This is a genomic window from Streptomyces venezuelae (assembly GCF_008642315.1).
In the GTDB taxonomy this organism is placed as follows: domain Bacteria; phylum Actinomycetota; class Actinomycetes; order Streptomycetales; family Streptomycetaceae; genus Streptomyces; species Streptomyces venezuelae_D.
This window is the reverse complement of record NZ_CP029192.1, coordinates 5,182,887-5,209,076: the sequence shown is the minus strand read 5'-3', so window position 1 is coordinate 5,209,076 and position 26,190 is coordinate 5,182,887. Positions and strand designations below refer to the sequence as shown.

At 71.4% G+C, this 26,190-nt stretch carries 20 protein-coding genes; 9 read left to right on the top strand and 11 right to left on the bottom strand.

What is annotated here, in order from left to right; translation table 11 throughout:
* Positions 1-8 precede the first annotated feature (8 nt).
* From pflB to nirB, 3 genes are all read right to left on the bottom strand, one after another.
* Positions 9-2,279, bottom strand: a complete 2,271-nt coding sequence (gene pflB, locus DEJ48_RS22810; RefSeq protein ID WP_150217942.1) for a formate C-acetyltransferase — start codon at positions 2,277-2,279, stop codon at positions 9-11.
* A gap of 252 nt (positions 2,280-2,531) precedes the next feature.
* Entirely contained in the window at positions 2,532-3,965 is a 1,434-nt protein-coding gene (locus tag DEJ48_RS22805; protein ID WP_150217941.1) for a NarK family nitrate/nitrite MFS transporter, read from the bottom strand.
* A 135-nt stretch (positions 3,966-4,100) separates the two neighbouring features.
* Positions 4,101-6,851 carry a nitrite reductase large subunit NirB gene (gene nirB, locus DEJ48_RS22800; protein ID WP_150217940.1) on the bottom strand — a complete coding sequence of 917 codons (2,751 nt, stop codon included), beginning with the start codon at positions 6,849-6,851 and terminating at the stop codon, positions 4,101-4,103.
* 326 nt (positions 6,852-7,177) lie between these two features.
* Here nirB and DEJ48_RS22795 point away from each other — a divergent pair, with 326 nt between their 5' ends.
* From DEJ48_RS22795 to DEJ48_RS22775, 5 genes are all read left to right on the top strand, one after another.
* A complete protein-coding gene (locus DEJ48_RS22795) occupies positions 7,178-7,903 on the top strand; it encodes a sirohydrochlorin chelatase (protein ID WP_150217939.1) in 726 nt (241 codons plus the stop codon).
* A gap of 32 nt (positions 7,904-7,935) precedes the next feature.
* Positions 7,936-9,156 carry a low temperature requirement protein A gene (locus DEJ48_RS22790; protein ID WP_150217938.1) on the top strand — a complete coding sequence of 407 codons (1,221 nt, stop codon included), beginning with the start codon at positions 7,936-7,938 and terminating at the stop codon, positions 9,154-9,156.
* Positions 9,157-9,181: 25 nt separating this feature from the next.
* Positions 9,182-10,282, top strand: a complete 1,101-nt coding sequence (locus DEJ48_RS22785; RefSeq protein WP_223832164.1) for a P1 family peptidase — start codon at positions 9,182-9,184, stop codon at positions 10,280-10,282.
* Positions 10,283-10,456: 174 nt separating this feature from the next.
* Positions 10,457-11,635, top strand: coding sequence for an Ig-like domain-containing protein (locus tag DEJ48_RS22780; protein ID WP_150221328.1), 1,179 nt, complete (start codon positions 10,457-10,459; stop codon positions 11,633-11,635).
* A gap of 195 nt (positions 11,636-11,830) precedes the next feature.
* Positions 11,831-12,607 (top strand): DUF6227 family protein, encoded by a 777-nt coding sequence (locus DEJ48_RS22775; protein WP_150217937.1) that lies wholly within the window; start codon positions 11,831-11,833, stop codon positions 12,605-12,607.
* A gap of 35 nt (positions 12,608-12,642) precedes the next feature.
* Here the strand turns inward: DEJ48_RS22775 and DEJ48_RS22770 are convergent, their stop codons facing one another.
* The 5 genes from DEJ48_RS22770 to DEJ48_RS22750 form a co-directional block, all read right to left on the bottom strand.
* Positions 12,643-12,909 (bottom strand): hypothetical protein, encoded by a 267-nt coding sequence (locus DEJ48_RS22770; protein WP_150217936.1) that lies wholly within the window; start codon positions 12,907-12,909, stop codon positions 12,643-12,645.
* A 120-nt stretch (positions 12,910-13,029) separates the two neighbouring features.
* On the bottom strand, positions 13,030-15,123 hold the full coding sequence (locus DEJ48_RS22765; protein ID WP_150217935.1) for a fructose-specific PTS transporter subunit EIIC: 2,094 nt from the start codon (positions 15,121-15,123) through the stop codon (positions 13,030-13,032).
* Between the two features lie 67 nt (positions 15,124-15,190).
* Complete coding sequence (gene pfkB, locus DEJ48_RS22760) at positions 15,191-16,138, bottom strand: 1-phosphofructokinase (protein WP_150217934.1); 948 nt, start codon at positions 16,136-16,138, stop codon at positions 15,191-15,193.
* Positions 16,135-16,896, bottom strand: coding sequence for a DeoR/GlpR family DNA-binding transcription regulator (locus DEJ48_RS22755; RefSeq protein ID WP_150217933.1), 762 nt, complete (start codon positions 16,894-16,896; stop codon positions 16,135-16,137). Before DEJ48_RS22755 ends, pfkB begins: the two co-directional genes overlap by 4 nt.
* 151 nt (positions 16,897-17,047) lie before the next feature.
* Positions 17,048-17,722 carry a TetR/AcrR family transcriptional regulator gene (locus DEJ48_RS22750; protein ID WP_190537533.1) on the bottom strand — a complete coding sequence of 225 codons (675 nt, stop codon included), beginning with the start codon at positions 17,720-17,722 and terminating at the stop codon, positions 17,048-17,050.
* Positions 17,723-17,855: 133 nt separating this feature from the next.
* Here DEJ48_RS22750 and DEJ48_RS22745 point away from each other — a divergent pair, with 133 nt between their 5' ends.
* Positions 17,856-19,109, top strand: coding sequence for an extracellular solute-binding protein (locus tag DEJ48_RS22745; RefSeq protein ID WP_223832163.1), 1,254 nt, complete (start codon positions 17,856-17,858; stop codon positions 19,107-19,109).
* Positions 19,110-19,242: 133 nt separating this feature from the next.
* Here DEJ48_RS22745 and DEJ48_RS22740 read toward each other — a convergent pair whose 3' ends face one another.
* A complete protein-coding gene (locus DEJ48_RS22740; RefSeq protein ID WP_150217931.1) occupies positions 19,243-20,760 on the bottom strand; it encodes an MFS transporter in 1,518 nt (505 codons plus the stop codon).
* 62 nt (positions 20,761-20,822) lie between these two features.
* On the opposite strand from DEJ48_RS22740, the gene DEJ48_RS22735 reads away from it, so the two are divergent.
* Positions 20,823-21,962, top strand: a complete 1,140-nt coding sequence (locus DEJ48_RS22735; RefSeq protein ID WP_223832162.1) for a helix-turn-helix transcriptional regulator — start codon at positions 20,823-20,825, stop codon at positions 21,960-21,962.
* Positions 21,963-22,099: 137 nt separating this feature from the next.
* On the opposite strand, the gene DEJ48_RS22730 is transcribed toward DEJ48_RS22735, so the two are convergent.
* A complete protein-coding gene (locus tag DEJ48_RS22730; protein WP_150217930.1) occupies positions 22,100-23,098 on the bottom strand; it encodes an RNA polymerase sigma factor RpoD/SigA in 999 nt (332 codons plus the stop codon).
* Positions 23,099-23,592: 494 nt separating this feature from the next.
* On the opposite strand from DEJ48_RS22730, the gene DEJ48_RS22725 reads away from it, so the two are divergent.
* Positions 23,593-24,621, top strand: coding sequence for a questin oxidase family protein (locus DEJ48_RS22725; RefSeq protein WP_150217929.1), 1,029 nt, complete (start codon positions 23,593-23,595; stop codon positions 24,619-24,621).
* Between the two features lie 161 nt (positions 24,622-24,782).
* Here the strand turns inward: DEJ48_RS22725 and DEJ48_RS22720 are convergent, their stop codons facing one another.
* On the bottom strand, positions 24,783-25,553 hold the full coding sequence (locus DEJ48_RS22720; protein ID WP_190537531.1) for a dioxygenase: 771 nt from the start codon (positions 25,551-25,553) through the stop codon (positions 24,783-24,785).
* A 112-nt stretch (positions 25,554-25,665) separates the two neighbouring features.
* Here DEJ48_RS22720 and DEJ48_RS22715 point away from each other — a divergent pair, with 112 nt between their 5' ends.
* Positions 25,666-26,181 carry a MarR family winged helix-turn-helix transcriptional regulator gene (locus DEJ48_RS22715; RefSeq protein WP_150217928.1) on the top strand — a complete coding sequence of 172 codons (516 nt, stop codon included), beginning with the start codon at positions 25,666-25,668 and terminating at the stop codon, positions 26,179-26,181.
* The last annotated feature ends 9 nt before the right edge of the window (positions 26,182-26,190 follow it).

Here is a 26,190-nt window from a genome sequence, read left to right as displayed (position 1 = left end):
CCGGTGGCTCAGAGGGAGCCGTGGAAGGTGCGGTTGATGACGTCGAGCTGCTGGTCGCGGGTGAGCCGGATGAAGTTGACCGCGTATCCGGAGACCCGGATGGTCAGCTGCGGGTAGTTCTCCGGGTGCTCCATGGCGTCCTCCAGGGTCGCCTTGTTCAGCACGTTGACGTTCATGTGGAAGCCGTTGCTGGCCATGAAGCCGTCCAGGACTCCGGCGAGGTTCGCGGTCCGCTCCTCGGGGGTGCGGCCGAGCGCGTCCGGGGTGATGGTGTTGGTCAGCGAGATGCCGTCCTCGGCGTCGTCGTAGGGCAGCTTGGCGACCGACATCGCCGAGGCGATGTAGCCGTGCTCGTCGCGGCCGTTCATCGGGTTGGCGCCCGGGGCGAACGGCATGCCCGCGCGGCGGCCGTCGGGGGTGTTGCCGGTCTTCTTGCCGTAGACGACGTTCGAGGTGATGGTCAGCACCGACTGGGTGTGCACCGCGTCGCGGTAGGTGGGGTGCTTGCGGACCTTCTGCATGAAGTCGTGCACGATGCGCCGCGCGATCTCGTCGGCTCGGTCGTCGTTGTTGCCGAAGGCCGGGTAGTCGCCCTCGATCTCGTAGTCGACGGCGAGGCCGGTCTCGTCGCGGATCACCTTGACCTTGGCGTGCTTGATCGCCGAGAGCGAGTCGGCGGCGACGGAGAGGCCCGCGATGCCGCACGCCATGGTGCGCAGGATCTCCTGGTCGTGCAGCGCCATCTCGATGCGCTCGTAGGCGTACTTGTCGTGCATGTAGTGGATGACGTTCAGCGCGTGGACGTACGTCTTGGCGAGCCAGTCGAGCATCGCGTCGTACTGCTTCACGACGGTCGCGTAGTCCAGATACTCGTCCTCGATGGGCGTGAAGCCCTGCACGACGGTCTTGCCGGACTTCTCGTCGCGGCCGCCGTTGATCGCGTAGAGGAGTGCCTTGGCGACGTTCACGCGGGCGCCGAAGAACTGCATCTGCTTGCCGACGGCCATCGCGGAGACGCAGCAGGCGATCGCGGTGTCGTCGCCGTACTTGGGGCGCATCAGCTCGTCGGACTCGAACTGGATGGCCGAGGTGTCGATGGCGACCTGGGAGGCGAACTCCTTGAAGCCCTGGGGCAGCTGCTGCGACCAGAACACCGTGAGGTTCGGCTCGGGGGCGGGGCCGAGGTTGTAGAGGGTCTGCAGGGCGCGGAAGGTGGTGCGCGAGACGAGCGGGCGGCCGTCCTCGCCGATGCCGGCCATCGACCAGGTGACCCAGGTCGGGTCGCCGGAGAAGCCCTCGTTGTACTCGGGGGTGCGCAGGAAGCGGACGATGCGGAGCTTGATGACGAAGTCGTCGATGAACTCCTGGGCCTCTTCCTCGGTGATGCGGCCCGCGTCGATGTCGCGCTGCAGGTAGATGTCGAGGAAGTTGTCGATGCGGCCGATCGACATGGCCGCGCCGTTCTGCTCCTTCACCGCGGCGAGGTAGGCGAAGTACAGCCACTGGATGGCCTCGCGGCCAGTGGTGGCGGGCTTCGAGATGTCGTAGCCGTACGACATCGCCATGGCCTTGAGTTCCTTGAGGGCCTTGATCTGCTCGGAGATCTCCTCGCGGCCCCGGATGACGTCCTCGGTGGCCCACTCCTCGCCGAGTGCGGCCTTGTCGGCCTCCTTCGCGGCGATCAGGTGGTCGACTCCGTAGAGGGCGACGCGGCGGTAGTCGCCGATGATGCGGCCGCGGCCGTAGGCATCGGGCAGGCCGGTGATGATGCCGGACGAGCGACAGGCGCGGATCTCGGGCGTGTAGGCGTCAAAGACGCCTTCGTTGTGGGTCTTGCGCAGGTGCGTGTAGATGTCCCGGACCTCGGGGTCGGCCTCGTAGCCGTAGGCGTTGAGGGCGCCTTCCACCATGCGCCAGCCGCCGTTGGGCATGATCGCGCGGCGGAGCGGGGCGTCGGTCTGCAGGCCGACGATCAGGTCCTGGTGGTCGGCGGCGGTGCCGTCGATGTAGCCGGGTCGGAAGGCGTCGATGCGCGAGGGGGTCTTCACGTCGACGTCGTAGATGCCGCGCTCGATCTCCGTGGGGAACATCGAGAGGAGCTTCTGCCAGACCCCGGTGGTGCGTTCGGTCGGGCCGGCCAGGAAGGAGCCGTCGCCTTCGTAGGGGGTGTAGTTCTGCTGCACGAAGTCACGGACGTCGATGGCGTCCCGCCACAGACCGCCCTTGAAGCCGTCCCAGGCCCCGCCGTTCACAGTCGCTTCCGCAGGAGTGGCAGTCATGACCCGCACCTTCCGTATCGCTTCTTCGGTACACCTCCATTCCACTCCTGTGTGATCGATCAAAGGGTCGGCAATGGTCCTCGATCAGGGACCGATGGTCCCCGATTCCTTCGAGCTGGAACCCGCACACCTGCCCTGACCTGGCATTTCTTGCGGGACTTTGGACCTAAGTTCGCTTGTGAATCCATTCACAAGAAATTCCCGGCCGCTCCGTGGTACGGAGCGACCGGGAAGAGGGTGTGGAGCCAGGCGTCAGCTGGGCGACTCGGCGCCCTTGCGGGCGTAGAACCACCAGGCGACCGCGATGCAGCTGACGTAGAAGGCCACGAAGCCCCACATCGCGCTGGTGACGGCGAAGTTGGCGAACATCGCCGGGATGAAGAAGAACCCGTACGCCGCGATGGCGGAGGTGAAGCCGGTGACGGCGCCCGCCTCCATCTCCGACTGCTTCAGCGCCTTCGCGTACTCGGGCGTGCCCTCGGACAGGCCCTTCAGGTGCTGGTTGCGGAAGATCACCGGGATCTGGCGGAACGTGGAGCCGTTGCCGATGCCCGAGAAGAAGAACGCGAGCAGGAAGCAGGCGAAGAAGCCCCAGAAGTTGCCGTCGTCGCCGCCGGACGGGAGGAAGTTGATGACGCCGATGATCGAGAGCGCCATGCCGACGAACGAGATGATGGTGACCCTCGCGCCGCCGATCTTGTCGGCGATCCAGCCGCCGGCCCAGCGGGCGAGCGCGCCCACGGCCGGGCCCATCCAGGCGTAGGTGGCCGCGGAGTAGGCCGCGTCGATCGGGGTGAAGGTGGTCTTGATGAGCATCGGCAGGGCCGCGGCGAAGCCGATGAAGGAGCCGAAGGTTCCGACGTAGAGCCAGGTCATCAGCCAGTTGTGCTTGCGCTTGAAGATGATCTTCTGCTGGCTGAAGGGGGTCGACGCCACCTTGAGGTCGTTCTGGCCGAACCAGGCGACGGCGGCCAGGATCACCAGGACCGGCACCCACAGGAACGCCGCGTTCTGCAGCCAGACCGGTGTGCCGTCGGCCTTGTGCTGGGCCGAACCGACCGCGATGACCGAGCTGGTGATGACGATGGGGGTGAGCAGCTGGACGACGGAGACACCGAGGTTGCCCAGGCCGCCGTTGATGCCGGTCGCGTTGCCCTTGTCCTTCTTCGGGAAGAAGAAGCCGATGTTGGCGAGCGACGAGGCGAAGTTCGCGCCGCCGATGCCGCAGAGGGCCGCGATGGCGATCATCACGCCGTACGAGGTGTCGGGATTCTGGACCGCGATGCCGAGCCAGATCAGCGGGACGACCAGGACCAGGGTGGAGAGCGCGGTGAAGCGACGCTGCCCGATCATCGGGCCGAGGAAGGTGTAGAAGATGCGGGCCGTGCCGCCCGTCAGGCCCGGGACCGCCGTCAGCCAGAACAGCTGGGAGGTGGAGAAGCCGAAGCCGACGTCCTTCAGGTTGGTCGCCGTCACCGACCACACCTGCCAGACCACGAACGCCACCAGCAGGGCGGGGACCGCGATCCACAGGTTGCGGGCGGCGACCTTCTTGCCGGTGGACTTCCAGAAGAGTTCGTTCTCCGGCTCCCAGTCGGTGATGGTCTTGCCGGGCCGGTACTGCCCGGGGTCGTACGACGTGGCCGTGGGCGCGGTGGGCGCTGCTTGGGCGGCAGGCGATCTCATGTTGGGTTCCCGTTCGCTCAGGGTCCCGACCTTGCTTCGGGGCCTGACATGTCCACCTTCCGACTTACGGGCGGCCGGGAGCAGAGGCGGAGGACACCTCCCGACCGGGCCGAAGTCCGCAAAAGCGGGGGGACTTCAGACCTCGTGGACCGGCAGCCGGACCGACGGGTCGTCCAGGCACTCCCCGGTCCGCAGGTCGAATTCCTGCTTGTACATCGGCGAGGCCACGACGGTGCGGCCGCCGCGGGTGCCGAGGATGCCGTGGGCGATCACGTCGGCCCCCGAGAACGGGTCACGGTTGCCGACGGCGTACACCCGCCCTTCGCCGTCCTTGAACAGCGCTGCCTCGGTGCCGTCGGGCAGCACTGCCGCCCGGCCGCGGCCCGGCTCCAGGAACTCGGGAGACGGCTGCGCGAGGTGCTGCTCGAAGCGGGCAAGCGCCTGCGGGTCCGCGAGGACCGCCTGCCACTCGTCACGGTAGGCCGCCGCGTGGCGGTCCATCTGGGCCTCCAGTTCGCCGCAGATGCCGAGCGAGTCGTCGATCAGGACGGCCTTCAGGTGGTCGAGGCCGCCGATGCGCTCGAACCACGGCGCGGTGCGCTCCAGGCGCTCGCCGGTGCGCAGGTAGTACATGAGGAACCGGTCGACGAGGCGGAGAAGTTCGGCGGTGGTCAGGTCGGCGGCGAGGAGATCGGCGTGGCGCGGGCGGGTGCCGCCGTTGCCGCCGACGTAGAGGTTCCAGCCGTTGGCCGTGGCGATGACGCCGATGTCCTTGCCGCGGGCCTCGGCGCACTCGCGCAGGCATCCGGAGACGCCGCCCTTGATCTTGTGGGGGGTGCGCAGGCCGCGGTAGCGCAGCTCCAGGTCGATGGCGAGCTGCACGGAGTCGCCCTGCCCGAACCGGCAGAACTTCGCGCCGACGCAGGACTTCACCGTGCGCAGGGACTTTCCGTAGGCGTGGCCGGACTCCAGGCCGACGGCGACCAGGCGGCGCCATATGGCGGGGAGCTGGTCCGCGCGGGCGCCGAAGAGGTCGATGCGCTGACCGCCGGTGATCTTCGTGTAGAGGTCGAAGTCGCGGGCGACCTCACCGATCGCGATGAGCTGGGCGGGGGTGATCTCGCCGCCGGGGACGCGAGGGACGACGGAGTAGGTGCCGTCCTTCTGGAGGTTGGCGAGGAAGACGTCGTTGGAGTCCTGGAGTGCGGCCTGCTCGCCGTCCAGGACGTGGCCGAGTCCCAGTTCGGGGGCGAGGGTGCCGAGGACGTTCCCGACGACCGGCTTGCAGACGGTGCAGCCCTCGCCGCCCAGGCCGTGCTTGCGCATCAGCTCGGCGAACGAGCGGATGTGCTCGGTGCGGACCGTCTCGTAGATCTCTGCGCGCGTCAGCGCGAAGTGTTCGCACAAACCCTTCGGCCGCTCGACCCCGGCGGCGGTGAGCTCCGCGTCGAGCACGGACTGCAGGGTGGAGAGACAGCCGCCACAGCCCGTTCCTGCCTTGGTGCACCGCTTGATGCCGCCGATGTCGGTGAGGGAGTTCTCGGCGACGGCGGCGCGGACGGCGCCTTTGGTGACGTTGTGGCAGCTGCAGACGACGGCGTCGTCGGGCAGGGTGTCGGCGCCCGGGAGTTCCACGCCGGTGGCGGGCAGGACGTATGCCTCGGGAGGTGCCGGCAGGGGGCGGCCGGCGTGCGGCTTCAGGGTGCCGTAGGCCTCTGCGTCGCCGACGAGGATGCCGCCGAGCAGCTGCCCCTCGGGCCCGAGCAGCAGCTTTTTGTAGACGCCCTCGCGGGTGTCGGAGAAGACGACGGACACGGCGCCGCCCTCCGCGCCCTCGGGCGCGAACGGGTCGCCGAAGGAGGCGACGTCGGCGCCCATCAGCTTCAGCTTGGTGGAGGTGTCGGCCCCGGTGAAGACGGCGGTGCCGTCCCCGGCGAGGGCGTCGGCGGCCGCCTCGGCCATCTGGTAGCCGGGGGCCACCAGACCGTAGACGCGGCCGTCGGCACCCTGGGCGCACTCGCCGATCGCGTAGACGAAGGGGTCGGTGGTTCGGCAGTGCTCGTCGACGACGATGCCGCCCCGGTCCCCCACGACGAGGCCCGCCTCACGGGCGAGGCGGTCCCGGGGGCGTACGCCGGCGGAGAAGACGACGACGTCGGTGTCGAGGGTGCGGCCGTCGCTCAGGCACAGCGCGCGCACGGCTCCCTCCTCGTCCATGTCGACCCGGCTCGCCCCGACACCGGTGTGCACGGACACGCCCATCGATTCGATGGTGGCCCGCAGGGCGGCGGAGCCTCCGTCGTCGACCTGGAGCGGCATGAGCCGGGGCGCGAACTCGACGACATGAGTGCGGAGTCCGAGGGTGCGCAGGGCGCCCGCGGCCTCCAGGCCGAGGAGTCCGCCGCCGATGACGACGCCCGTGGTCCGGGTCTCCGCGGAGGCGTACGCGGAGAGGGTCTCGACGTCGTACAGGGTGCGGTAGGTGAAGCAGCCGGTCGCGTCGGCGCCCTGGATGGGCGGCACGAAGGGGTAGGAGCCGGTGGCGATGACCAGGACGTCATAGGGGACGGTGGCGCCGGATGTCGTGGTGACCGTGCGGGCCGCGGTGTCGATGCGCTCTGCGGGGTCGCCGAGCCGCAGGTCGATGCCGTGGCGGGCGATGAACCCGGTGTCGCACAGGGCGAGTTCCGCGTCGGTGGCGCCGGTGAAGGCGGAGGAGAGGTGGACCCGGTCGTACGCGGGCCTGTCCTCCTCGGCGAGCACGGTCACCTGCCAGCCCGGGCCGTCCGGGGCCGTGGGACCGGCGAGCGCGTCGCGCTCCGCGAGTGTCTCCAGGAAACGGTGCCCCACCATTCCGTGGCCGATGAGCACCAGGTTCTGGGTCATGGGAGTCACACTCCGTCGCGCAGAGGGAATCCCCTGCCGGGCGGCCCCGGGGAGGGGATCTTCTCTCCGACGGTAGGCCGGTGGCGGCACGGCGCCGTGCCGCCAAGGTCCCGACCGACCGGGCCCAACGTCCCTCATGGACAGGGCTTTTGGCGGTGTCGGCCCGTGGGGCGCGGGCATAGCGTCGTGAACGACGGGCTGCCTCCCGACCACCACCGCAGCCCGCCGCGATGCGGTTTCCGGGGCGGGCGTGCGACGACACCACTGTCCCGCCCCGGGCCTGCTCGCCGTGGTCCTGAGTTCTGCGGCTCCGGGTGGGGTGGACAGTGCGACCTGACACAGTTCCAGCGCTGGTGCTCGCCGTGCACGGCAGTGCGGCGCCCGGTGCCGCGTTCACGCTGGAGCGGCTCTGCGACCGGGTCGAGGAGCTCGGCGGGGTGCGGCCCGCCCTCGGCCACCTCGACCACCAGGCCCCCTCCCTCGCCGAGGTGCTGCGGGACGGCGCCGTCGTCGTGCCCCTCCTCCTCGGCGACGGTTACCACCGCACGGTCGACATCCCCACCGTCGTCCACCGCCACGCCGGACACTGCCTGCTCACCGACGGGCTCAGCGGCGACCATGCCGTGGCGCTCGCGCTGCGCGACCGGCTTCAGCAGGCGGAGCGACGGGCGGGCGTGCGGGCCGACGCCGTGGTCCTCGCGGCCGCCGGCTCGTCGCGGCCCGGGGGCAACGGCGGGGCGCGGGTCGCCGTCCGGCAGCTGCGACAGCTGCTGCGCGGGGTGCCGGTGTGCGGGGCGTACTGCTCGTCGGCCGGGCCCACCGTGCCGGAGGCGGTGGCGCGGTTGCGGGGTGCCGGGTATCGGAACGTGGCGGTGGCCGCGCATCTGCTGGCGCCGGGGCGGTTCGCGACGGCGCTCGCCGAAGCCGGGGCCGACGCGGTGGCCGACCCGATCGCCGATCACCCCGAGATCGCGAGGCTGGTCCTGCGCCGGTACGAGAGCGCTTTGCATCGCCCGGGTGGCCCTGTCGTGCGGCTCGGCGCCGCAGCCTGATTCGGCGCACTCCCTCTGTTGTCCTGGAGGACATGACCAGCTCACCCGCCTCACCCGGCTCGCCCGGCTCGCCCGCCTCGCCCGCCTCGCCCTTCACCAAACCATTGCGGCCGCTCCTGGCCCGCGGCCGCGACGAGGAGCATCGCGCGGCGACACCGCTGGAGCTCTTCTTCGACCTGTGCTTCGTCGTGGCGGTGGCGCAGGCCGGTGCCGAGCTGGTGCATGCCGTCGCCGAGGGACACGTGGGCGAGGGCATCCTCAACTACGCGATGCTCTTCTTCGCGATGTTCTGGGCCTGGGTCAACTTCTCGTGGTTCGCCTCGGCGTACGACAACGACGACGCGCTGTACCGCGTGGTGACGCTGATCCAGATCGCCGGTGTCCTGGTCTTCGCCGCCGGGGTCTCGCGGGCCTTCGAGGACCACAACTTCCTGCTGGTCTGGCTCGGCTACCTGATCATGCGGATCGCCCTCACCACGCAGTGGCTGCGCGTCGCGCGCGCGGCGACGGGGGCGGAGCGCGGGACGGCCCTGCGGTACGCGGCGGGCGTGCTGATCTGTCAGGTCGGCTGGACGGGGCTGCTGTTCCTGCCGGAGGGCGGCAGGCCCTGGCTGTTCCTCGTCATGGCGGTCGCGGAGCTGAGCGTGCCGGTCATCGCGGAGCACGCGTACACGACGGCGTGGCACCCGCATCACATCTCGGAGCGGTACGGGCTGTTCACCATCATCGTGCTCGGCGAGACCATCGCTGCGGCGACCGTCGCGGTGAAGTCGGGCATCAAGGAGAACGACGCGCTGGACGAGTTGCTGCCGATCGCGGCGGGCGGACTGCTCATCGTGTTCGCCGCGTGGTGGATCTACTTCGTCGTGCCCATCCACGGCCGCCTGCGGAGCAACCGTCAGGCGCTCCTGTGGGGCTACGGCCACTACGTGATCCTGGGCTCGGCGGCGGCGATCGGGGCCGGGATCGAGGTGGCGGTCGAACAGGCCGTGGGCGAGGCGCACATCTCGACGGTGGCGGCGTCCGCCGCGGTGACCGTGCCGACGGCGCTCTATCTGGTGACGGTGTGGGCGCTGCACTCCCGTTACTTCAAGGTGGGGGTGGCGCAGCAACTGGTGCTGCCGGTGAGCGCCTTGGCGGTGCTCGCGAGTACGTTCGCGGGCCGCTGGGCGGTGCTGGTGGCGGGCCTTGTCACCGCGGCGACCGTCGCGACGGGGGTGACGCTCACCACCCGGATGGCGCGGCGCTCGTGACGGCGGGGCGTGGTACGCCTGCTTCATGACATCTGCTTCCGCTGGTCCGGTCGGAGCCGAGTTCCGGCCGATGTCCGACTCCCTGACCGATGTCGCGGGCCTGCGGGTCGGCCACGCCACACGGACCGGCGGCGGCCGGCTCACCGGCACCACCGTGGTCCTCGCCCCCGAGGGCGGGGCCGTCGCCGCCGTGGATGTACGCGGCGGCGGGCCCGGTACGCGCGAGACGGACGCCCTCGACCCGCGCAATCTGGTGCAGCGCGTCGAGGCGGTCGTCCTCACGGGCGGCAGTGCGTACGGCCTCGACTCCGCGTCCGGCGTCGTGGCGTGGCTGGAGGAGCGGGGGCGGGGCGTGCGGGTGGGCCCCGACCCCACGCACGTCGTGCCCGTCGTCCCGGCCGCCTGCGTCTTCGACCTGGGCCGGGGCGGCGACTTCAGGGCCCGCCCCGACGCGGCGACGGGCCGCGCCGCGGTCGAGGACGCCGCGCGCAAGGAGCCGTTCACGCCGGTCGTGGAGGGCAACGTGGGGGCGGGCACGGGTGCGCTGGTCGGCAGGTTCAAGGGCGGGGTCGGCAGCGCGAGCGTGCGCCTGGACTCGGGGATCACGGTCGCCGCGCTGGCGGTGGCGAACGCCGCGGGGTCGGCGGTGGACCCGGGGACGGGGGTGCTGTACGGGGAGTACTTCAGGGGGCGGCGGGTCGGATACCCGGCGCCCGAGGTGCACGAGGAGGCGAACCGGCGGCTCGCCGAGACCGCGGCGCAGAACGGGCCGCAGCCGTTGAACACCACCCTCGCCGTGGTCGCCACGGACGCCGAACTCACCAAGGCGCAGGCGCAGAAGCTGGCGGGCACGTCGCACGACGGCATGGCGCGCGCGGTGCGTCCCGTCCACCTCCTCAACGACGGCGACACGGTCTTCGCCCTCGCGACGGGCGAGCGCGCCCTGGCCGCCGGGAACCCGCTCGCCCTCAACGAGATCCTGGCTGCGGGCGCGGACCTGGTGACGGAGGCGATCACACGGGCGATGCTGGCGGCGGACTCCGTGGAGACGCCGGGCGGGATCTTCCCGTCGTACGTCGAGCTGTACGGGAAGCAGGAGGACAGTCGGAACAACCGGGGTAAGTAGCCCAAATCGCCCTGCAACAGGGCACGTTGGCTTCACCGAATGTGCTCACACTCACATCGTCGGGCCGGAACCAGCCCGGGCACAGGCCGCTCTTAACTCGTACTGAGTCAGAACACGTACTTGGAGCAGCCCGTGACAAGGTCGGTCATAGTCAACCCCCGGCGCCGTGCCCTGATGGCCGCCACCGCGCTCGCCGCCGTGGGCGCGCTGACCCTCACGGCCTGCGGTGGCGACGCCGATGCCAAGGACGACAAGAAGGGCGGAAACTCGGCGGCCGCCAAGGGCGCCGACATCACCATCTCGTCCAAGGACGGCGCCACCGACGCCTCGATCAACGCCACCGGCGTCAAGGTCAAGGGCGGCAAGCTGACCGACGTGAAGATGACGTCGGTGACGTCCGGCGCGGCGGTCGAGGGCGCCATCTCCGGCGACGGCTCCTCCTGGAAGCCGAAGGCACAGCTGGAGCGCGGCACGAAGTACAAGGTGACGGCGAACGCCAAGGACGCGAAGGGCAACGCGGCGACCGAGAACGCCACGTTCACCACGGTCTCCTCCGCCAACAGCTTCATCGGCACCTACGCGCCCGACGGCGGCGCCAAGGTCGGTGTCGGCATGCCGGTCTCCTTCAACTTCGACAAGGCGATCACGGAGAAGAAGGACGTCCAGTCGCACATCACGGTGACGTCCGACAGCGGCCAGAAGGTCGTCGGCCACTGGTTCGGCAACCAGCGCCTGGACTTCCGTCCCGAGGACTACTGGAAGGCCGGCTCCAAGGTCACCATGAAGATCAACCTGGACGGCGTGAAGGGCGCGGACGGCGTCACCGGCGTGCAGAACAAGACGGTCACCTTCACCGTCGGCCGCGCGCAGGTCTCCACGGTCGACGTGCAGGCCAAGAAGATGACGGTCGAACGGGACGGCAAGGTCATCAAGTCCGTGCCGATCTCCGCGGGCAGCCCGTCGAACCCGACGTACAACGGCAAGATGGTCATCTCGGAGAAGTTCACCCAGACCCGGATGAACGGTGACACGGTGGGCTTCGGCGGTGAGTACGACATCAAGGACGTGCCGCACGCCATGCGGCTGTCCACGTCGGGCACCTTCATCCACGGCAACTACTGGGGCTCGCCCTCGATCTTCGGCAGCGCCAACACCAGCCACGGCTGCGTCGGCCTCCAGGACGCGCGCGGCGCGGGCGACCCCAACACGCAGGGCGCCTGGTTCTTCAACAACTCCATGATCGGCGACATCGTGACGGTCAAGGGCTCCCCCGACAAGACCATCGCCCCGGACAACGGCCTCAACGGCTGGAACATGTCCTGGAGCGAGTGGACGGCGGGTAGCGCGAGCTGACGCACGCGCCCCCTGCGGCCGCCTGCGCGCCGCACACCAACTGAGCGAGCCACGCGGGAACTTCCCGCGTGGCTCGCGCGTTTTCCGATTCCCGGGCCTTGCGCTCGCGCGTTTTCCGGTTCCCGGGCATGATGTCCGACCCAGGGGCTACGGTATGCACTCACCAGGTGACATGTAGCAACGCCGGGAGAAGCCTTGAGCGTTCCGTACGACACTGCGTACGAGCCACCCGAGTCGCCCGAGCCACACTCTCCGGAGGAGCATCTCGAGCGACTCCTCGGCCGCGCAATGAACTCCTTCGACCTGCCGGACGAGGTGCTGGTCCGGCTCGGCACCGCGCTCGCCCACAGCAGCGCGCTGCACTCCGCGCACCACAGCTCGGGCCTGCACCGCGAGACGTTCAGACACACCTGGCTGCTCGCCGACGCGTCCGTGCTCACGCTCTGGGAGCTCGTCCACAACACCGCGCCGGGCCGCGCCCCGACGCACGAGCTCTATGCCGACGAGGAGGAGGCGGGCGTCGCCACGTCGCGGCTGCCGCTGCCGCCCGACCCGCCCGCGTGCGGCAAGCCCGTGCTGCTCGAGCTCCCGCCCGACTCCGAGCCCCGCCATGTGTACGTTCCGGACGACTCCGCGGACCACGCGCGCAGGCTCCTGCGCCGCGCGGAGAACCCGGACGGCGACCGGCCCGGCAAGAGCGTCGCGCGGCTGCTCCGTGCCGCGTTCGCGCACCAGATCACCCAGGCCTTCGGCCGTCCGCAGCTCGCCGGCGAAGTGCGGATGTGCTTCTCGCTCTACGAGCACGCGTTCCTGCTCTTCGACGGCGGCGAGACCAGCCTCTGGGAGGTCGAGCACACGCTCACGCCCGACGGGCGGCACATGTGCGAGGTGTACGACACCGAGGAGGCGGCCCGCGCCGCGATGGAGCGCAGGGCCCTCGCGTGGACCCGGGAACGCCGGGCGCGGAACTAGCAGGCGACCCCGGCGCGCGGAGCCGGCTCCGCGGGCTAGTTCCGGCCTTCGCCGAACTGTCGTACGAGACCGGCGAACGCGGCGCGCTCGTCCGCCGTGAGCTCGACGGTCTCGTTGCGCGGCGGCCCCTGCTGGGCGGGCAGCGCGCGGAGTGACGGCGCCTGCCCCCACGCCTCGGCGTCGAAGGGGCCCTCGTATCGGTCCCTGCGCATCATCCGCACCAGGCCGACGGCCCAGACGACGGTCGCCACGGCGAGCACGGCCACGCCTATCTGCTGAACGATCGAGACATCCTGGAGCATGCGGCCCAGTAGACAACAGGGGCGGGGTCTTTCGACAGGGGGCAATGGGACTTAGGTCCCGAAGTGACGCAAGTCGCACACTCCGGGACCCGTTGCCCAGTCAGGTCCTTTCAGATCCTTTCAGACCGTCGCCGCCACCCGCTCCTCCGCGGGTGCCGCCTCGTCGGCCGGGCCCGAAGGCGTCGTCTTCCTGGCGCCCTTGAGCAGGACCACCACGGCCGTCGAGACACAGACGCCGGCGGCGATCGCGACCAGGTAGAGCAGGGGCTGGCCGATCAGCGGGACCACGAAGACACCGCCGTGCGGAGCGCGCAGCGTGCAGCCGAAGGCCATCGACAGGGCGCCGGTGACCGCGCCGCCCGCCATCGACGCGGGGATGACGCGCAGCGGATCGGCCGCGGCGAACGGGATCGCGCCCTCCGTGATGAAGGAGGCGCCGAGGAACCAGGCCGCCTTGCCGTTCTCGCGCTCGGTCTTGGTGAAGAGGCGGCCGCGGACCGTCGTGGCGAGCGCCATGGCGAGCGGCGGGACCATGCCGGCCGCCATCGCCGCGGCCATGACCTTCAGGCTGCCGTCGGTCGGGTGCGTGAGCCCGCCGATCGCGAAGGCGTAGGCCACCTTGTTCAGCGGGCCGCCGAGGTCGAAGCACATCATCAGGCCGAGGATGATGCCCAGGATGACCGCGTTGGCCCCGGAGAGCCCCTCCAGCCAGTCGGTCAGCGCGCTCTGCAGCGAGGCGATGGGCTTGCCGACGACGAGGAACATCAGGAAGCCGACCACCGCCGACGAGATCAGCGGGATCACCACGACCGGCATGATGGCGCGCAGCACGGCGGGGATGCGGACCCGTTGGATGCCCATGACGACGGCTCCAGCGAGCAGGCCCGCGGCGAGACCGCCGAGGAAGCCGGCGTTGATGGTGACGGCCACCGAACCGCCGACGAAGCCGGGGACCAGGCCGGGGCGGTCGGCCATGCCGTACGCGATGTAGCCCGCGAGGACCGGTACGAGGAAGGCGAAGGCGAGCCCGCCGATCTGGAAGAGCAGCGCGGCCCAGCTGGTGTGGTCCGTCCAGATGAAGTGCTCGGCGACCGACGGCGCCTTGTCGATCTTCCAGCCGCCGATGGCGAAGCCGAGCGCGATGAGCAGGCCGCCCGCGGCGACGAAGGGCACCATGTAACTGACGCCGGACATGAGCCATTTGCGGAGCTTGGTGCCGTAGCCGTCGCCGCTGTCACCGGCGTTGTCGACGGGGGTGGGGCCCGTGGGGGCGGTGGTCTCGCCGCGTGCGGCCTTGTCCCGTACCTCGGTGAGGAGTTCCGCGGGGCGGTTGATGCCCGCCTTCACGCCCACGTCGACGGTGGGCTTCCCGGCGAAACGTTCCTTGTCGCGTACGGGGACGTCGTGGGCGAACACGACGCCGTCCGCGGCGGCGATCACCGCGGGGTCGAGCCGGGTGAAGCCCGCCGAGCCCTGCGTCTCGACGGTGATCTCCACGCCCGCCTCGCGCGCGGCGTTCTCCAGCGACTCGGCGGCCATGTAGGTGTGGGCGATGCCGGTGGGGCAGGAGGTGACGGCCACGACGCGGAAGGGCTCGGCCGCGGTGGCGGGGGTGGCGGGAGCGTCGGAGGTGGCGGTCTCGGGGGTGGCGGGGGCGCCGGTGTCGGGGGTGGCGGAGGGAGTCGCAGGGGCTTCCGAGTCGGCGGAGGTGCCGGGCGCCTCACGTGCCTCACGTGCCCCGGATGCCTCGCGCGCCGACGCTGCCCGGTCCTCCCCGCTGATCAGCGCCGCCGCCGCGTCCGCGTCCTCCGCCGATCGCAGCGCCCCCGTGAACTCCGCGTCCATCAAGTGCCGGGCCAGCGACGACAGGATCGTCAGGTGGGCGTCGTCCGCGCCCGCCGGGGCCGCGATCAGGAAGATCAGGTCGGCGGGGCCGTCCGGCGCACCGAAGTCGATGCCGCGCGCCGAGCGGCCGAAGGCGAGGGTCGGCTCGGTGACGTGGGCGCTGCGGCAGTGCGGGATGCCAATGCCGCCGTCCAGTCCGGTCGGCATCTGTGCCTCGCGGGCCGCCACGTCGGCCAGGAACCCTTCGAGGTCGGTCACCCGGCCGAGGGCCACCATGCGTGCGGCGAGGGAGCGGGCCGCGGCTTCCTTGGTTTCGGCGGACAGGTCGAGTTCGAGGTCGACCAGATCCGCGGTGATCATCTCGCTCATCGCGGGCTCCTTTGCACGCGTATCGCCCGGTGGGCGGGGGCTGTTGAGGGGATGGCGGCAGGCGGGTTCATGCGGCGGGCTCCGTCAGTGCGCGGGTCAGCGGGACCTCCGCCGTCACCGTGACCGCGTCCGGCGCCAGATCCGCCGGGGTCGGCATCGCGCTGCCGGGGAGCTGGACCGCCGCCGCGCCGTGGGCCACGGCGGACGCGAGGGCGCGGGGTCCCGAGCCGCCCGCGATCAGGAAACCGGCGAGGGAGGAGTCGCCGGCCCCGACGTTGCTGCGTACGGCGGCGACGGGGGCGCTCGCGAAGTACGCGCCCGACACGTCGACCAGGAGCTGGCCGTCGGCGCCGAGGCTGGCGAGGACCGCGTGGGCGCCCGCCTTCCGCAGTTCCTCGGCGGCCTCGACCGCGTCGCCGACCATGGCGAGGGGGCGCCCCACCGCTTCGGCGAGCTCTTCGACGTTGGGCTTGACGACGTCGGGGCGTTCGGCGAGCGCGGCGAGCAGTGCGGGCCCCGACGTGTCCAGGGCGATCCGCGCGCCGGCCGCGTGCGCGCGGGCCACGAGCTCCGCGTACCAGGAGGGCTTCAGGCCGCGCGGCAGGCTTCCGCAGCAGGCGATCCAGTCGGCGCCGCGCGACCGTTCGCCGACGGTGGCGAGCAGCAGTTCCCGCTCCGCGTCGGAGAGTTCGGGGCCGGGCGCGTTGATCTTCGTGAGTGTGCCGTCGGGCTCCGCGACCGCGATGTTGGACCGCGTCTGCCCGGCCACCGGCACCGGGGCGGCTTCGATGCCCTGCTCGTCGAGGAGTTGGGCGACGAGGGCGCCGGGCGCTCCGCCGAGGGGCAGTACGGCGACGGTCCGCACGCCCGCCGCCGCGACGGCCCGCGAGACGTTGACGCCCTTGCCGCCCGGGTCCACGCGCTCGCCGGTGGCGCGGACGACCTCGCCGCGGTCGAGCGCGGGCACCTCGTAGGTGCGGTCGAGGGAGGGGTTGGGGGTGACGGTGAGAATCATGCGCGTACTACTTCCGTGCCGCCGCGCTCGATCGCTGCGGCGTCGTCGTCGGTCAGGCCGGTGTCGGTGATCAGCAGGTCCACGTCGGAGAGGTCCCCGAAGCGCGCGAAGTGCTCCTGGCCGTGCTTGGCGGAGTCCGCGAGCAGCACGACCCGGCGGGCCGCCGCGACGGCCGCCCGCTTCACGGCCGCCTCGGCGAGGTCGGGGGTGGTGAGCCCGGCCTCGGCGGAGAAGCCGTTGGCGGCGAGGAAGAGGACGTCGGCACGGATCTCGCCGTACGCCCGCAGGGCCCACGCGTCGACCGCCGCGCGCGTACGCTGCCTGACCCTGCCGCCAATGAGGTGGAGCTGGATGCCGGGGTGGTCGGCGAGGCGGGCGGCCGTGGGCAGGCCGTGCGTGACGACGGTGAGTGTCGACTCCAGCGGGAGCGCCGCCGCGAGCCGCGCGACGGTCGACCCGGCGTCGAGGACGACGCTGCCCTCGGCGGGGAGTTCGGCGAGCGCGGCGTGGGCGATGCGGTCCTTCTCGTCGGCGGCGGTGCCCTCGCGCTCGGCGAGGTCGGGCTCGAAGTCGAGGCGTCCCGCCGGTATGGCACCGCCGTGCACGCGGCGAACGAGTCCGGCCCGGTCGAGCGCCTTCAGGTCGCGCCGGATGGTCTCCGCGGTGACCTGGAACACCTCGGCCAGCGACAGCACGTCGACGCGGCCGCCGTCGCGTGCGAGCCGCAGGATCTCCTGCTGCCGCTCCGGTGCGTACATGTCCGTTTGCCTCCGCCGTGTGCCCGAGCCTGTGGTTTCACTTGCAGAGTACGGTCCGATTTCCGGGAAGTAAACAGATTCGGGCTCGACTCGGACACAAACGGACTTCAGTCCCGGGCCCACGTTGCTTTGGGCCCGTGCCGCCTCGGGACTACGGCCAGGGGAACGCGTCCAGCGCCGCCAGACAGCGCTCCGCGAGCGCTGCCGGACCCGCGTCCCCCCGGCCACTCGGCGGCGCACCCTCCCCGCCACTCGGCCGCGCGTCCTCCCCACCACTCGGCGGCGCGTCCTCCACCGCCCAGCTCTCGACCCCCACCCGCACCGCCGCACTCGCCACCGCCGCCGCGAGCCGCAGGTCGAGGGAGGGCACGGCGCCCGCCCGCTCCCCCAGGACCGTCAGCAACGTCTGTTCCGACGCATGGCACGCGTCCGCCCACACCGCCCGCAGTGCCGCGCTCTCCACCGACATGCGCAGCAACGACCGCACCCAGTCCAGGGACTCGACCGCCCCCGCGGTCTCCGCCCCGAGCGCGTCCCTGACCGCGTGCCGCAGCGCGTCCGGAACCGACAGCTCCGCCGGCGCCCTGCGCACCGCCTCCGCCCACTGCTGGGCGCCGGCCGCGAAGAGCGGCGCGACGGACTCCTCCTTGGTCGGGAAGTAGCGGTAGAACGTGCGCGGCGCGACGCCCGCCGCCCGCGCGATGTCCTCGGCGCGGGTGGCCCGCAGCCCGTCCGCCACGAAGAGCGCCGCCGCGGTACGGGCGATGTCCAGGCGGGTCTCGTTCTTGCGTCGCTCCGTGAGCGAAACGGGAGGCATGTCAGGCATGCCAGGCAGGTTATGCGAGCCCCGCGGAACGGCCTCATCGGCACGTACTGCCTGTATGGCAGAATCTGCCACCGCCAGAACCGCATCCGTCGTCGTCGGATGCGCGGGGACAAGCAAAGGGTGGCAAGCAGCGGTGCGTCGTCGGCAGTTCCTCCTCCACACGGCCGGTCTCAGCGGCGCCACCGCGCTCGGCGCCGCCGGGCTCAGCGCCTGCTCCGCGGAGACCGACACCCCGCTCAAGCTCCTCGTGGCCAGCTACGACAAGAGCGTGGGCTCCTCCATCGGCGACCAGTGGGGCAGCCTCATCGGCGCCTTCAAGAAGGCCCACCCGGGCATCGACGTCGACCTCGAACGCGTCCCCTTCGCCAAGCTCGACCAGACCCTGGCCCGGCGCGTGAAGGACGGCGACGCCCCCGACATCGCCCAGTCCAACCTCTTCGCGCCCTACGCCGAGGACGGCAAGCTGTACGGCGCGTCCGACCTGTTCGACGTGCGGACCGAGGGCGACTTCATCCGCTCCTACGCGGAGGCGGGCATGGTCGACCGCGTCCAGTACGGTCTGCCGTTCCTCGCCAGCACGCCGCGGCTCTTCTACAACAAGGCGCTGTTCAAGCAGGCCCGCGTCAAGGCGCCCCGCTCCTGGGCCGAACTGCGTGACGCCGCCGTGGCGTTGAAGGGGATCGGCGTGCCCACCCCGTACGGCCTGCAGCTCGGCCCCGAGGCCGCCGAGGACGAGGTGCTGGCCTGGCTGCTCGCGGACGGCGGCGGCTACGCGGGCCTCACCGGCTATGACTTCGCCAATCCCAGCAACATCGACACCCTCACCTGGCTGCGCGACAACCTCGTCACGCGCGGGCTCGCGGGCGCCGACCCCAAGTCGCTGACGAGGACGGACGCGTACGCCCAGTTCCTGCGCGGCAAGATCGGCATGCTGATCGCACACCCGGTCCTGATGGGCGCCGCGGACCAGGCCGAGTTCCCCTACGCGCACGCCCCGTTCCCGCGGAAGCTGGGCGGCGCCGCGCCGCCCGTGGGGCTCAACGACTGGCTGATGGCGTTCAAGCGGAACGGGCGGCGCGAGCAGTGCGGCACGTTCCTGAGCTACCTGTACGGGCGCAAGTCCGCCCTCGCGTACGGCGGGAGCCAGGCCGCGCTGCCCGTGACGAGCTCCGCGTCGGACGCTCTGCGCAAGGATCCGAAGCAGCGGCCGATGTGGGACTTCATCGACCAGATGCCGGAGGCGCAGTTCCAGCCCACGAACCTCGGGTCCTGGCCCGAGGTCCGCGGCGCGGTGCGGGGGCGCGTCGGCGACGCGGTGGTGAAGGGTGGCAGCCCCAAGGAGGTCCTTGAGGGGCTTGACGCGGCGGCGGCCCAAGCGGAGCTCTGACGCTCCGCTGGTAGGACGGTTCTTCACTGCGGGCCGGTTGTGGCTGATCGCGCCCCGCGGCGGAGCCGCAGATTGTCACGGCCCCGCGCCCCTGGAGCTACCCGGCGCGGGGCACGCGTATGAGCGGCGGCCGCTACGTCAGCGCCGGCTCCTTCTCCGGAACGGTTGCGTCCGCCCCGCCGCCCTCGACGTGCTGCTTCGGCTTCGCCGGGAGGGCGAACATCACCAGGAAGATGACGGCGAGCACGCCAGCCACCCACCACAGCGCGTTCTGGAACCCGTCCACGAACTCCGCCGGGATCCGGTCCGGGCGCACGTGCTCGTCGATGACGCCGAAGAAGACCACCGACACGAGGCCGAGGCCGAGCGCGGTGCCCATCTGCTGCACGGTGTTGATCAGCCCGGAGGCCGAACCCGCGTGCTCCTGGGGGACTTCCGAGAGGACCGCGTCCGTGAGCGGGGCCACGATCAGCCCCATGCCGACGCCCATCACGACCAGCGGGAGTGCCATCTGCCAGGGCGCGATGTCCGCCCCGTACCGCCCGGCCTCCCAGATGTAGATCAGGACGCCCACGGCCATCGCGAGGGCGCCGGTCTGCAGCACCTTGCGGCCGAAGCGGGGCACGAGCTTCTGCACGGAGATGCCGGCCGCCGCCGAGACGGCGATCGAGAACGGCACGCCCGTCAGACCGGCGCGCAGCGCGGTCCAGCCGAGGCCGACCTGCATGTAGAGCGTCCAGACCAGGAAGAAGATGCCCAGCGTGACGCCGAAGACCGTCTGCACCGCGATGCCCGCGGCGAAGCTCTTCACCTTGAACAGCGACAGCTCGACGAGCGGCGAGCCGTCCTTGGCCGCCTTCCTCTTCTCGTACGCGATGAGGGCGCCGAAGACGACGAGGGACCCGGCCATCATCACGTGACCCCACACGGGCCAGCCGAGCTCGCGGCCGCGGGTGAGCGGGTAGAGCAGCATGAGGAGGCCCGCGGTGACCAGGACGACGCCGACGAGGTCCAGCTTGAGGGCGCGCGGCGCCTTGGACTCGGAGATGAACTTCCGGCCGAGGATGATGCCCGCGATGCCGACCGGCAGGTTGATGAGGAAGATCGGCCGCCATTCGAGGCCGAAGATGTTCCACTCGGTGAGCAGCGCGCCGAGCAGCGGCCCGGAGACCGCGCCGAGCCCGACGATCATGCCGAAGAGGCCGAAGACCTTGCCGCGCTCGTGGGCCGGGAAGGTCGCGTGCACGATGGACAGCACCTGCGGCACCATCAGCGCGGCCATGCCGCCCTGCAGGATGCGCGACGCGACCAGCATCTCCGGGTTCGCCGCGAAACCGCAGAGCGCGGAGGCGACGGTGAACCCGGTGATGCCTATGAGGAAGATCCGCTTGCGGCCGTGGATGTCGCCGAGCCGTCCGCCGGTGACGAGGCCCGCGGCGAACGCGAGCGAGTAGCCCGCGGTGATCCACTGGATCTGGCTGAACGAGGCGCCCGCGTCCCGCTGGATCGACGGGATGGCGATGTTGACGATCGTGACGTCGACGAGGTCCATGAAGGCGGCGGTCATCACGATGGCCAGGGCGAACCAACGCCGCCGGTCGCCGGCGGCGGCCGGTGACCCGGGAGCGGAAGTGGTGCTGGGTGAAGTCATGCCGCAAGGCTAGAGGCCATATAGGCCAGGTCGTGTCCTAGTTATCCGGCATTCTGGTCGGCATGACGACGGATGCGGGCAGTACGACGGGCGCGGGCGGTGCGGAGGGCATGGGCGGTGCGGGGATCGCGGGCAGTACGACGGGCGCGGGCAGTGCGGCGGGCGCGGGCGACACGACCGACGCGGGCCGTACGACGAACGCGGGCGGCACGACCGACGTGGGCCGGGCGGCGGGGTCGGGTAGCGATACCCCGGCGCGGCTCTTCCAGCTCCTCTCCCTTCTGCAGACGCCCCGCGAGTGGCCGGGCGCCGAGCTCTCGGAGCGGCTCGGGGTCAGCAGGCGCACGGTGCGGCGGGACATCGACCGGCTGCGGGACCTCGGCTATCCCGTGCGGGCCAGCCAGGGCGCGGCCGGCGGCTACCGCCTGGTCGCGGGCAAGGCGATGCCGCCGCTGGTCCTGGACGACGAGGAGGCGGTGGCCATCGCGGTCGGGCTGCGGGCCGGGGCGGGGCACGCCGTGGAGGGCGTGGAGGAGGCGTCGGTGCGGGCGCTCGCCAAGCTGGAGCAGGTGCTTCCGGGGCGGCTGCGGCACCGGGTCTCCACGCTGCAGATCGCGACGACGCCGCTGACCAGCGGGGACGGGGCGAGCATCGCGCCGGAGACGCTGACGGTGATGGCATCGGCGGCGGCCGGGCACGAGCGGCTGCGGTTCGCCTATCGCGCGGGGGACGGCACGGAGTCCCGGCGGCTCACCGAGCCGTACCGGCTGGTGTCGACGGGTCGCCGCTGGTACCTCGTGGCGTACGACATCGACCGCGAGGACTGGCGGACCTTCCGGGTGGACCGGGTCTCCGAGCCGTTCGCGACGGGCGCGCGGTTCGTGCCGAGGGAGCTGCCGCGGGGGGACGCGGCGACGTTCATCCGCGAGTCGATGTGGCGCGGACGACAGCACTCGTACGCTCTCGACGTCACCTTCGCGGCGCCCGCCGAGTTCGTCGCCGCGCGGCTGCCGTCGGCGCTCGGGCCTGTGCAGCCCGTGGACGAGCACAGCTGCCGACTGCGCTGCGAGGCCTCGGACTCGGTGGAGTGGCTGGCGGTGCGCCTCGCGGTCATGGACTGCGAATTCAGCGTGCGGGGGCCGCGGGAGCTGGTGGAGTGCGTGCGGGAGATGGGCGCGCGCATGACCCGATCCGTGACCTGACGCGGATCACAAGGGCGGGCGGGGGGAAAACGCGCGAAGCGCGACGCAGTAAGACCACGGCGCCGAGGGATGAGGCCCCCCGGCGCCGGGCACGGGAACCGGGGCCTCGGCGAGTGATCCCGCCCAAGGCCGGCCGCCTAGGCCGCCGCGTCGAACCCCGTGTCCCGCGCCAGCTTCTTCAGCTCAAGGAGCGCGTGCTTCTCGATCTGGCGGATCCGCTCACGCGTGAGCCCGTGCTCCTTGCCGACCTCCGTCAGCGTGCGCTCGCGGCCGTCGTCTATGCCGTACCGCATCTTGATGATGGAGGCCGTGCGCTGGTCGAGGCGGCCGATCAGGTCGTCGAGCTCCTCGCTGCGCAGCAGGGAGAGGACGGACTGCTCGGGCGAGACTGCGGAGGTGTCCTCCAGGAGGTCGCCGAACTGCGTGTCGCCGTCGTCGTCCACGCCCATGTTCAGCGAGACGGGGTCACGCGCCCAGTCCAGGACGTCCGTGACGCGCTCGGGGGTCGAGGACAGCTCCGCGGCGATCTCCGCGGGCTCCGGGTCCCGGCCGTTCTCGCGGTTGAACTCGCGCTGCACACGGCGGATCCGGCCCAGCTCCTCCACGAGGTGGACGGGGAGGCGGATGGTGCGGGACTGGTCGGCTATGGAGCGGGTGATGGCCTGGCGGATCCACCACGTGGCGTACGTGGAGAACTTGAAGCCCTTCGCGTAGTCGAACTTCTCGACCGCGCGGACCAGGCCCGCGTTGCCCTCCTGGATCAGGTCGAGGAGGGGCAGACCGCTGCGCGGGTAGCGACGGGCGACCGCGACGACCAGCCGGAGGTTCGAGCGGATGAAGACGTCCTTGGCGCGCTCACCGTCGGCGACGAGGGCTTCGAGCTCCTCGCGGTCCGCGGTGACCTTGCTGTCCTCGACCTCTCCGTCCAGGATCTTTTGGGCATAGACGCCCGCCTCGATGACCTGGGACAGCTCCACTTCCTTGGCGGCGTCCAGCAGCGGCGTACGCGCGATCTCGTCGAGGTACATGCCGACCAGGTCGCGGTCGGCGATCTCCCCGCCTACGGCGCGAACACTGCGTGCCGCGTCGGTCTCGCCGGTGGCGGACTTACGACGGGCGACGGCACGGGTTGCCATGCGTGCTCCCTTGCGATGGTTGTCCTGGTCGGCCCACTCGTGGGGCCTCTGTGGTGGATGGCACACCCTCGGGTGCCCTGCATCCGATGGAAACAACGACTGGAATCCGGACAGAATTCCCAAGCCGCGCATCTTTTTTCTTGACGGTGCAGTACCCTGTGGCGCCGCACGGGCGCCCGGATGCCGTCGGAAGGCTCGGAGATGCAGGTCAGGCCAGGCCTCGTGGCTGTCGGGCCAGGCCTCGTGGCCGGCTCCTGCCGGAAGAGCGCGCCGCCCTTGGCTGCTCTTCCCTCCTGAAGACGGACCGTACGCCCTGTTGGTTGCTCAGGGCGCGCGATTCCGGTCCTCCGGCCTCCGCCCTGATCGTGTGCTCCATTACGCGCCGAGTAGTCATGTCCAGTCGGCCGAAGTCGCTCCGTCCGTACGTCCTCGGCCCCGGGACCTAGGGCCCGAGACCGTTACCCGGCGCCGGGGCGGCGGCCTACCGTCCCCCCATGGATCACAGGAGCGACACCACCGGCACCCTCGACGAAGCCCTGGAACGGCTGCACGGCACCGGGCCCGAGCGCCTGGGGCGGCTCACCAACCACGCCCCGATGGCCGTCGAGGCGCTCGCCGCGCGCGGGCAGGCCGGCGCCGTCCACCGGTGGCTCGATCTCTACGCCCCGAAGCTGGAGGAGTTTCCCGCCTCCGTGGCGCCGGTCACCGAGGCGAACTGGCCGGAGGCACTGGGTGACCCGCGCCGCGCGGCGGACTGGATCGCGTACTTCGAGAGGCAGATCGCGGAGCGGCCCTGGCGCGACGTGCTGGCTCAGTGGTGGACCCGGCTGCTGCCCGGCCTGTACGGCGGTTCGACGCACCCCGTGATCCGCGTCGGCCACGCCGTGCGCACGCTGGAGGAGGGCGACGCCACCGGGCCGCGCCTCTCGGAGCTCGCCCACGGCCTCGGCTACTGGGCCGCCCGCCACTCCCCCCTCGCCGGCGTGAGCGTGCTGCCCGGCGTCCACCGCACTGCCGCCGACGGCCTGGACGCGGTGCCGCCCATCGCGAACCGCGCGGACGGCGGTTTCCCCGCGCGACTCGCACGGGTCGAGGGACTCCCGGCGTGGGCCGCCGCCGTGGACGACCCGGAGGAGGCGCGGCGCGGGCTGGCCGAGCTCGTGCGGGCGGCCACGCACCGGTACGCCACGCACGGCCACGGCGAGGAGACGATGCTGGTGCACGCGGCGACCGCGCCCAACGCCGTGCTGCGCGCGCTTCCCGCGTTGCCCCGCGCCCTGTGGGTGCCGAGCCTGCGCGCCGCGTGGACCGCGTCGGCGGCGGTCACGGCCATGTACGCGCCGGACGAGCCGGTGGCGTACGAGCCGGTCGGTGACCTCGATGCCGAGGAGGTGTTCGCGCGGGCGCTCGCGCACGGGGACGAACACGTGATCAAGTTCGCGGACACGGCGTTGGACGTCGGCGATGGGCCCGCCCTCGGGGCGGCGTTGCGTGCGGTCGAGCTGAGCGTGCCGCTCGGCTAGGCGCGGGTCACTCACGGGTTCAGTTCGTCCGCGGGCCGCGGGGGCTGGTCGCGCAGTTCCCCGCGCCCCTCAACAGGCACCCCCACGTCCCACCCAGGCCACCCAGGCCACCTGCAACCCTGCTGGCGTTCCCACGCACCTGAACAGGCCCCCGCGCCCCTCTAGCCGAACTGCACCGACCTCTTCGCCAGCCCCATCCAGAAGCCGTCGATCACGCTGCGCTGACCGGCCAGGTCCCCCGTCGCGTCCGCCGTGCCCAGCGTCACGAAGAGCGGTGCGAAGTGCTCGGTGCGCGGGTGGGCGAGCTGTCCGGCCGGGGACTTGTGCCCGAAGTCGAGCAGCGCGTCCACGTCGCCCGCCTCCAGCGCCTCGTGCCCCCACGCGTCGAACTCCGCCGACCAGGACGGGATGCCGCCCTGTCGCAGCGCGGCCAGGTTGTGCGTGAAGAAGCCGCTGCCGACGATCAGGACGCCCTCGTCGCGCAGCGGCGCCAGCTTGCGGCCGATGTCCATGAGTCGGCGCGGGTCGAGGGTCGGCAGGGAGATCTGGAGGACGGGGATGTCGGCGTCGGGGTACATCTCCACGAGCGGGACGTACGCGCCGTGGTCGAGGCCGCGGTCCGGCACGTCCTGGACGGGCGTGCCGGGCGCGTGCAGCAGTTTCCGTACGGAGGCGGCGAGTTCGGGGGCGCCGGGCGCCGCGTAGGTCACCTGGTAGTAGTGCTCGGGGAAGCCCCAGAAGTCGTACACGAGGGGCAGTGTCTCGGTGGCGGAGAGGGCGAGCGGGGCCTCCTCCCAGTGCGCGGAGACCATGAGGATCGCCTTCGGACGCGGCAGCCCCGCGGACCAGGCGGCCAGCTCGCCGGGCCAGACCGGGTCGTCGGCGAGCGGCGGGGCGCCGTGGCTGAGATACAGGGCGGGCATGCGGGACATCGCGCACCTCCGGCGAGCGAACCATTGCGTTACTTGAAAGCTCAAGTTTTACAGGATCAGCGTACGACTGGTTTGTTCAAAGTTCAAGGAACGACCTCGTACAGTGGGGTACATGGATACGGCAGCGACCCCTCCCCCGGCCGGCGAGCCGCGCTGGCTGGACGGCGACGAGCAGCGCGTCTGGCGGGTCTACCTTCAGGCGACGACTCTTCTCGACGACTTCCTCGACCGTCAGTTGCAGCGCGACGCGGGCATGCCCCACATGTACTACGGCCTATTGGTCCAGTTGTCCGACGCCCCCCGGCGGCGGCTCCGGATGACCGAACTGGCGAAAACCATGAAGATCACCCGGTCCCGTCTCTCGCACGCGATCGCGCGTCTGGAGAAGAGCGGCTGGGTGCGCCGCGAGGACTGTCCCTCCGACAAGCGCGGGCAGCTCGCGATCCTGACCGACGACGGGTTCGAGGTGCTGCGCAGGACCGCGCCCGGCCACGTCACCGCCGTCCGCCAGGCCCTCTTCGACCGGCTCACCCCGGAACAGCAGAAGTCCCTCGGCGAGATCATGAAGATCGTCGCCGAGGGACTTCAGCCGGAGGAGGCCGGGGCGGACCTCCCCTGGCTCCGCTAGGGCCTGCCG

Coding starts and splice junctions, on each gene's coding strand:
- pflB (WP_150217942.1), bottom strand. CDS start 2,279: ATGACTGCCACTCCTGCGGAAGCGACTGTGAACGGCGGGGCCTGGGAC.
- DEJ48_RS22805 (WP_150217941.1), bottom strand. CDS start 3,965: ATGAGATCGCCTGCCGCCCAAGCAGCGCCCACCGCGCCCACGGCCACG.
- nirB (WP_150217940.1), bottom strand. CDS start 6,851: ATGACCCAGAACCTGGTGCTCATCGGCCACGGAATGGTGGGGCACCGT.
- DEJ48_RS22790 (WP_150217938.1), top strand. CDS start 7,936: ATGACCAGCTCACCCGCCTCACCCGGCTCGCCCGGCTCGCCCGCCTCG.
- DEJ48_RS22785 (WP_223832164.1), top strand. CDS start 9,182: ATGACATCTGCTTCCGCTGGTCCGGTCGGAGCCGAGTTCCGGCCGATG.
- DEJ48_RS22780 (WP_150221328.1), top strand. CDS start 10,457: ATGGCCGCCACCGCGCTCGCCGCCGTGGGCGCGCTGACCCTCACGGCC.
- DEJ48_RS22770 (WP_150217936.1), bottom strand. CDS start 12,909: ATGCTCCAGGATGTCTCGATCGTTCAGCAGATAGGCGTGGCCGTGCTC.
- DEJ48_RS22765 (WP_150217935.1), bottom strand. CDS start 15,123: ATGAGCGAGATGATCACCGCGGATCTGGTCGACCTCGAACTCGACCTG.
- pfkB (WP_150217934.1), bottom strand. CDS start 16,138: ATGATTCTCACCGTCACCCCCAACCCCTCCCTCGACCGCACCTACGAG.
- DEJ48_RS22755 (WP_150217933.1), bottom strand. CDS start 16,896: ATGTACGCACCGGAGCGGCAGCAGGAGATCCTGCGGCTCGCACGCGAC.
- DEJ48_RS22750 (WP_190537533.1), bottom strand. CDS start 17,722: ATGCCTGACATGCCTCCCGTTTCGCTCACGGAGCGACGCAAGAACGAG.
- DEJ48_RS22740 (WP_150217931.1), bottom strand. CDS start 20,760: ATGACTTCACCCAGCACCACTTCCGCTCCCGGGTCACCGGCCGCCGCC.
- DEJ48_RS22735 (WP_223832162.1), top strand. CDS start 20,823: ATGACGACGGATGCGGGCAGTACGACGGGCGCGGGCGGTGCGGAGGGC.
- DEJ48_RS22730 (WP_150217930.1), bottom strand. CDS start 23,098: ATGGCAACCCGTGCCGTCGCCCGTCGTAAGTCCGCCACCGGCGAGACC.
- DEJ48_RS22725 (WP_150217929.1), top strand. CDS start 23,593: ATGGATCACAGGAGCGACACCACCGGCACCCTCGACGAAGCCCTGGAA.
- DEJ48_RS22720 (WP_190537531.1), bottom strand. CDS start 25,553: ATGTCCCGCATGCCCGCCCTGTATCTCAGCCACGGCGCCCCGCCGCTC.
- DEJ48_RS22715 (WP_150217928.1), top strand. CDS start 25,666: ATGGATACGGCAGCGACCCCTCCCCCGGCCGGCGAGCCGCGCTGGCTG.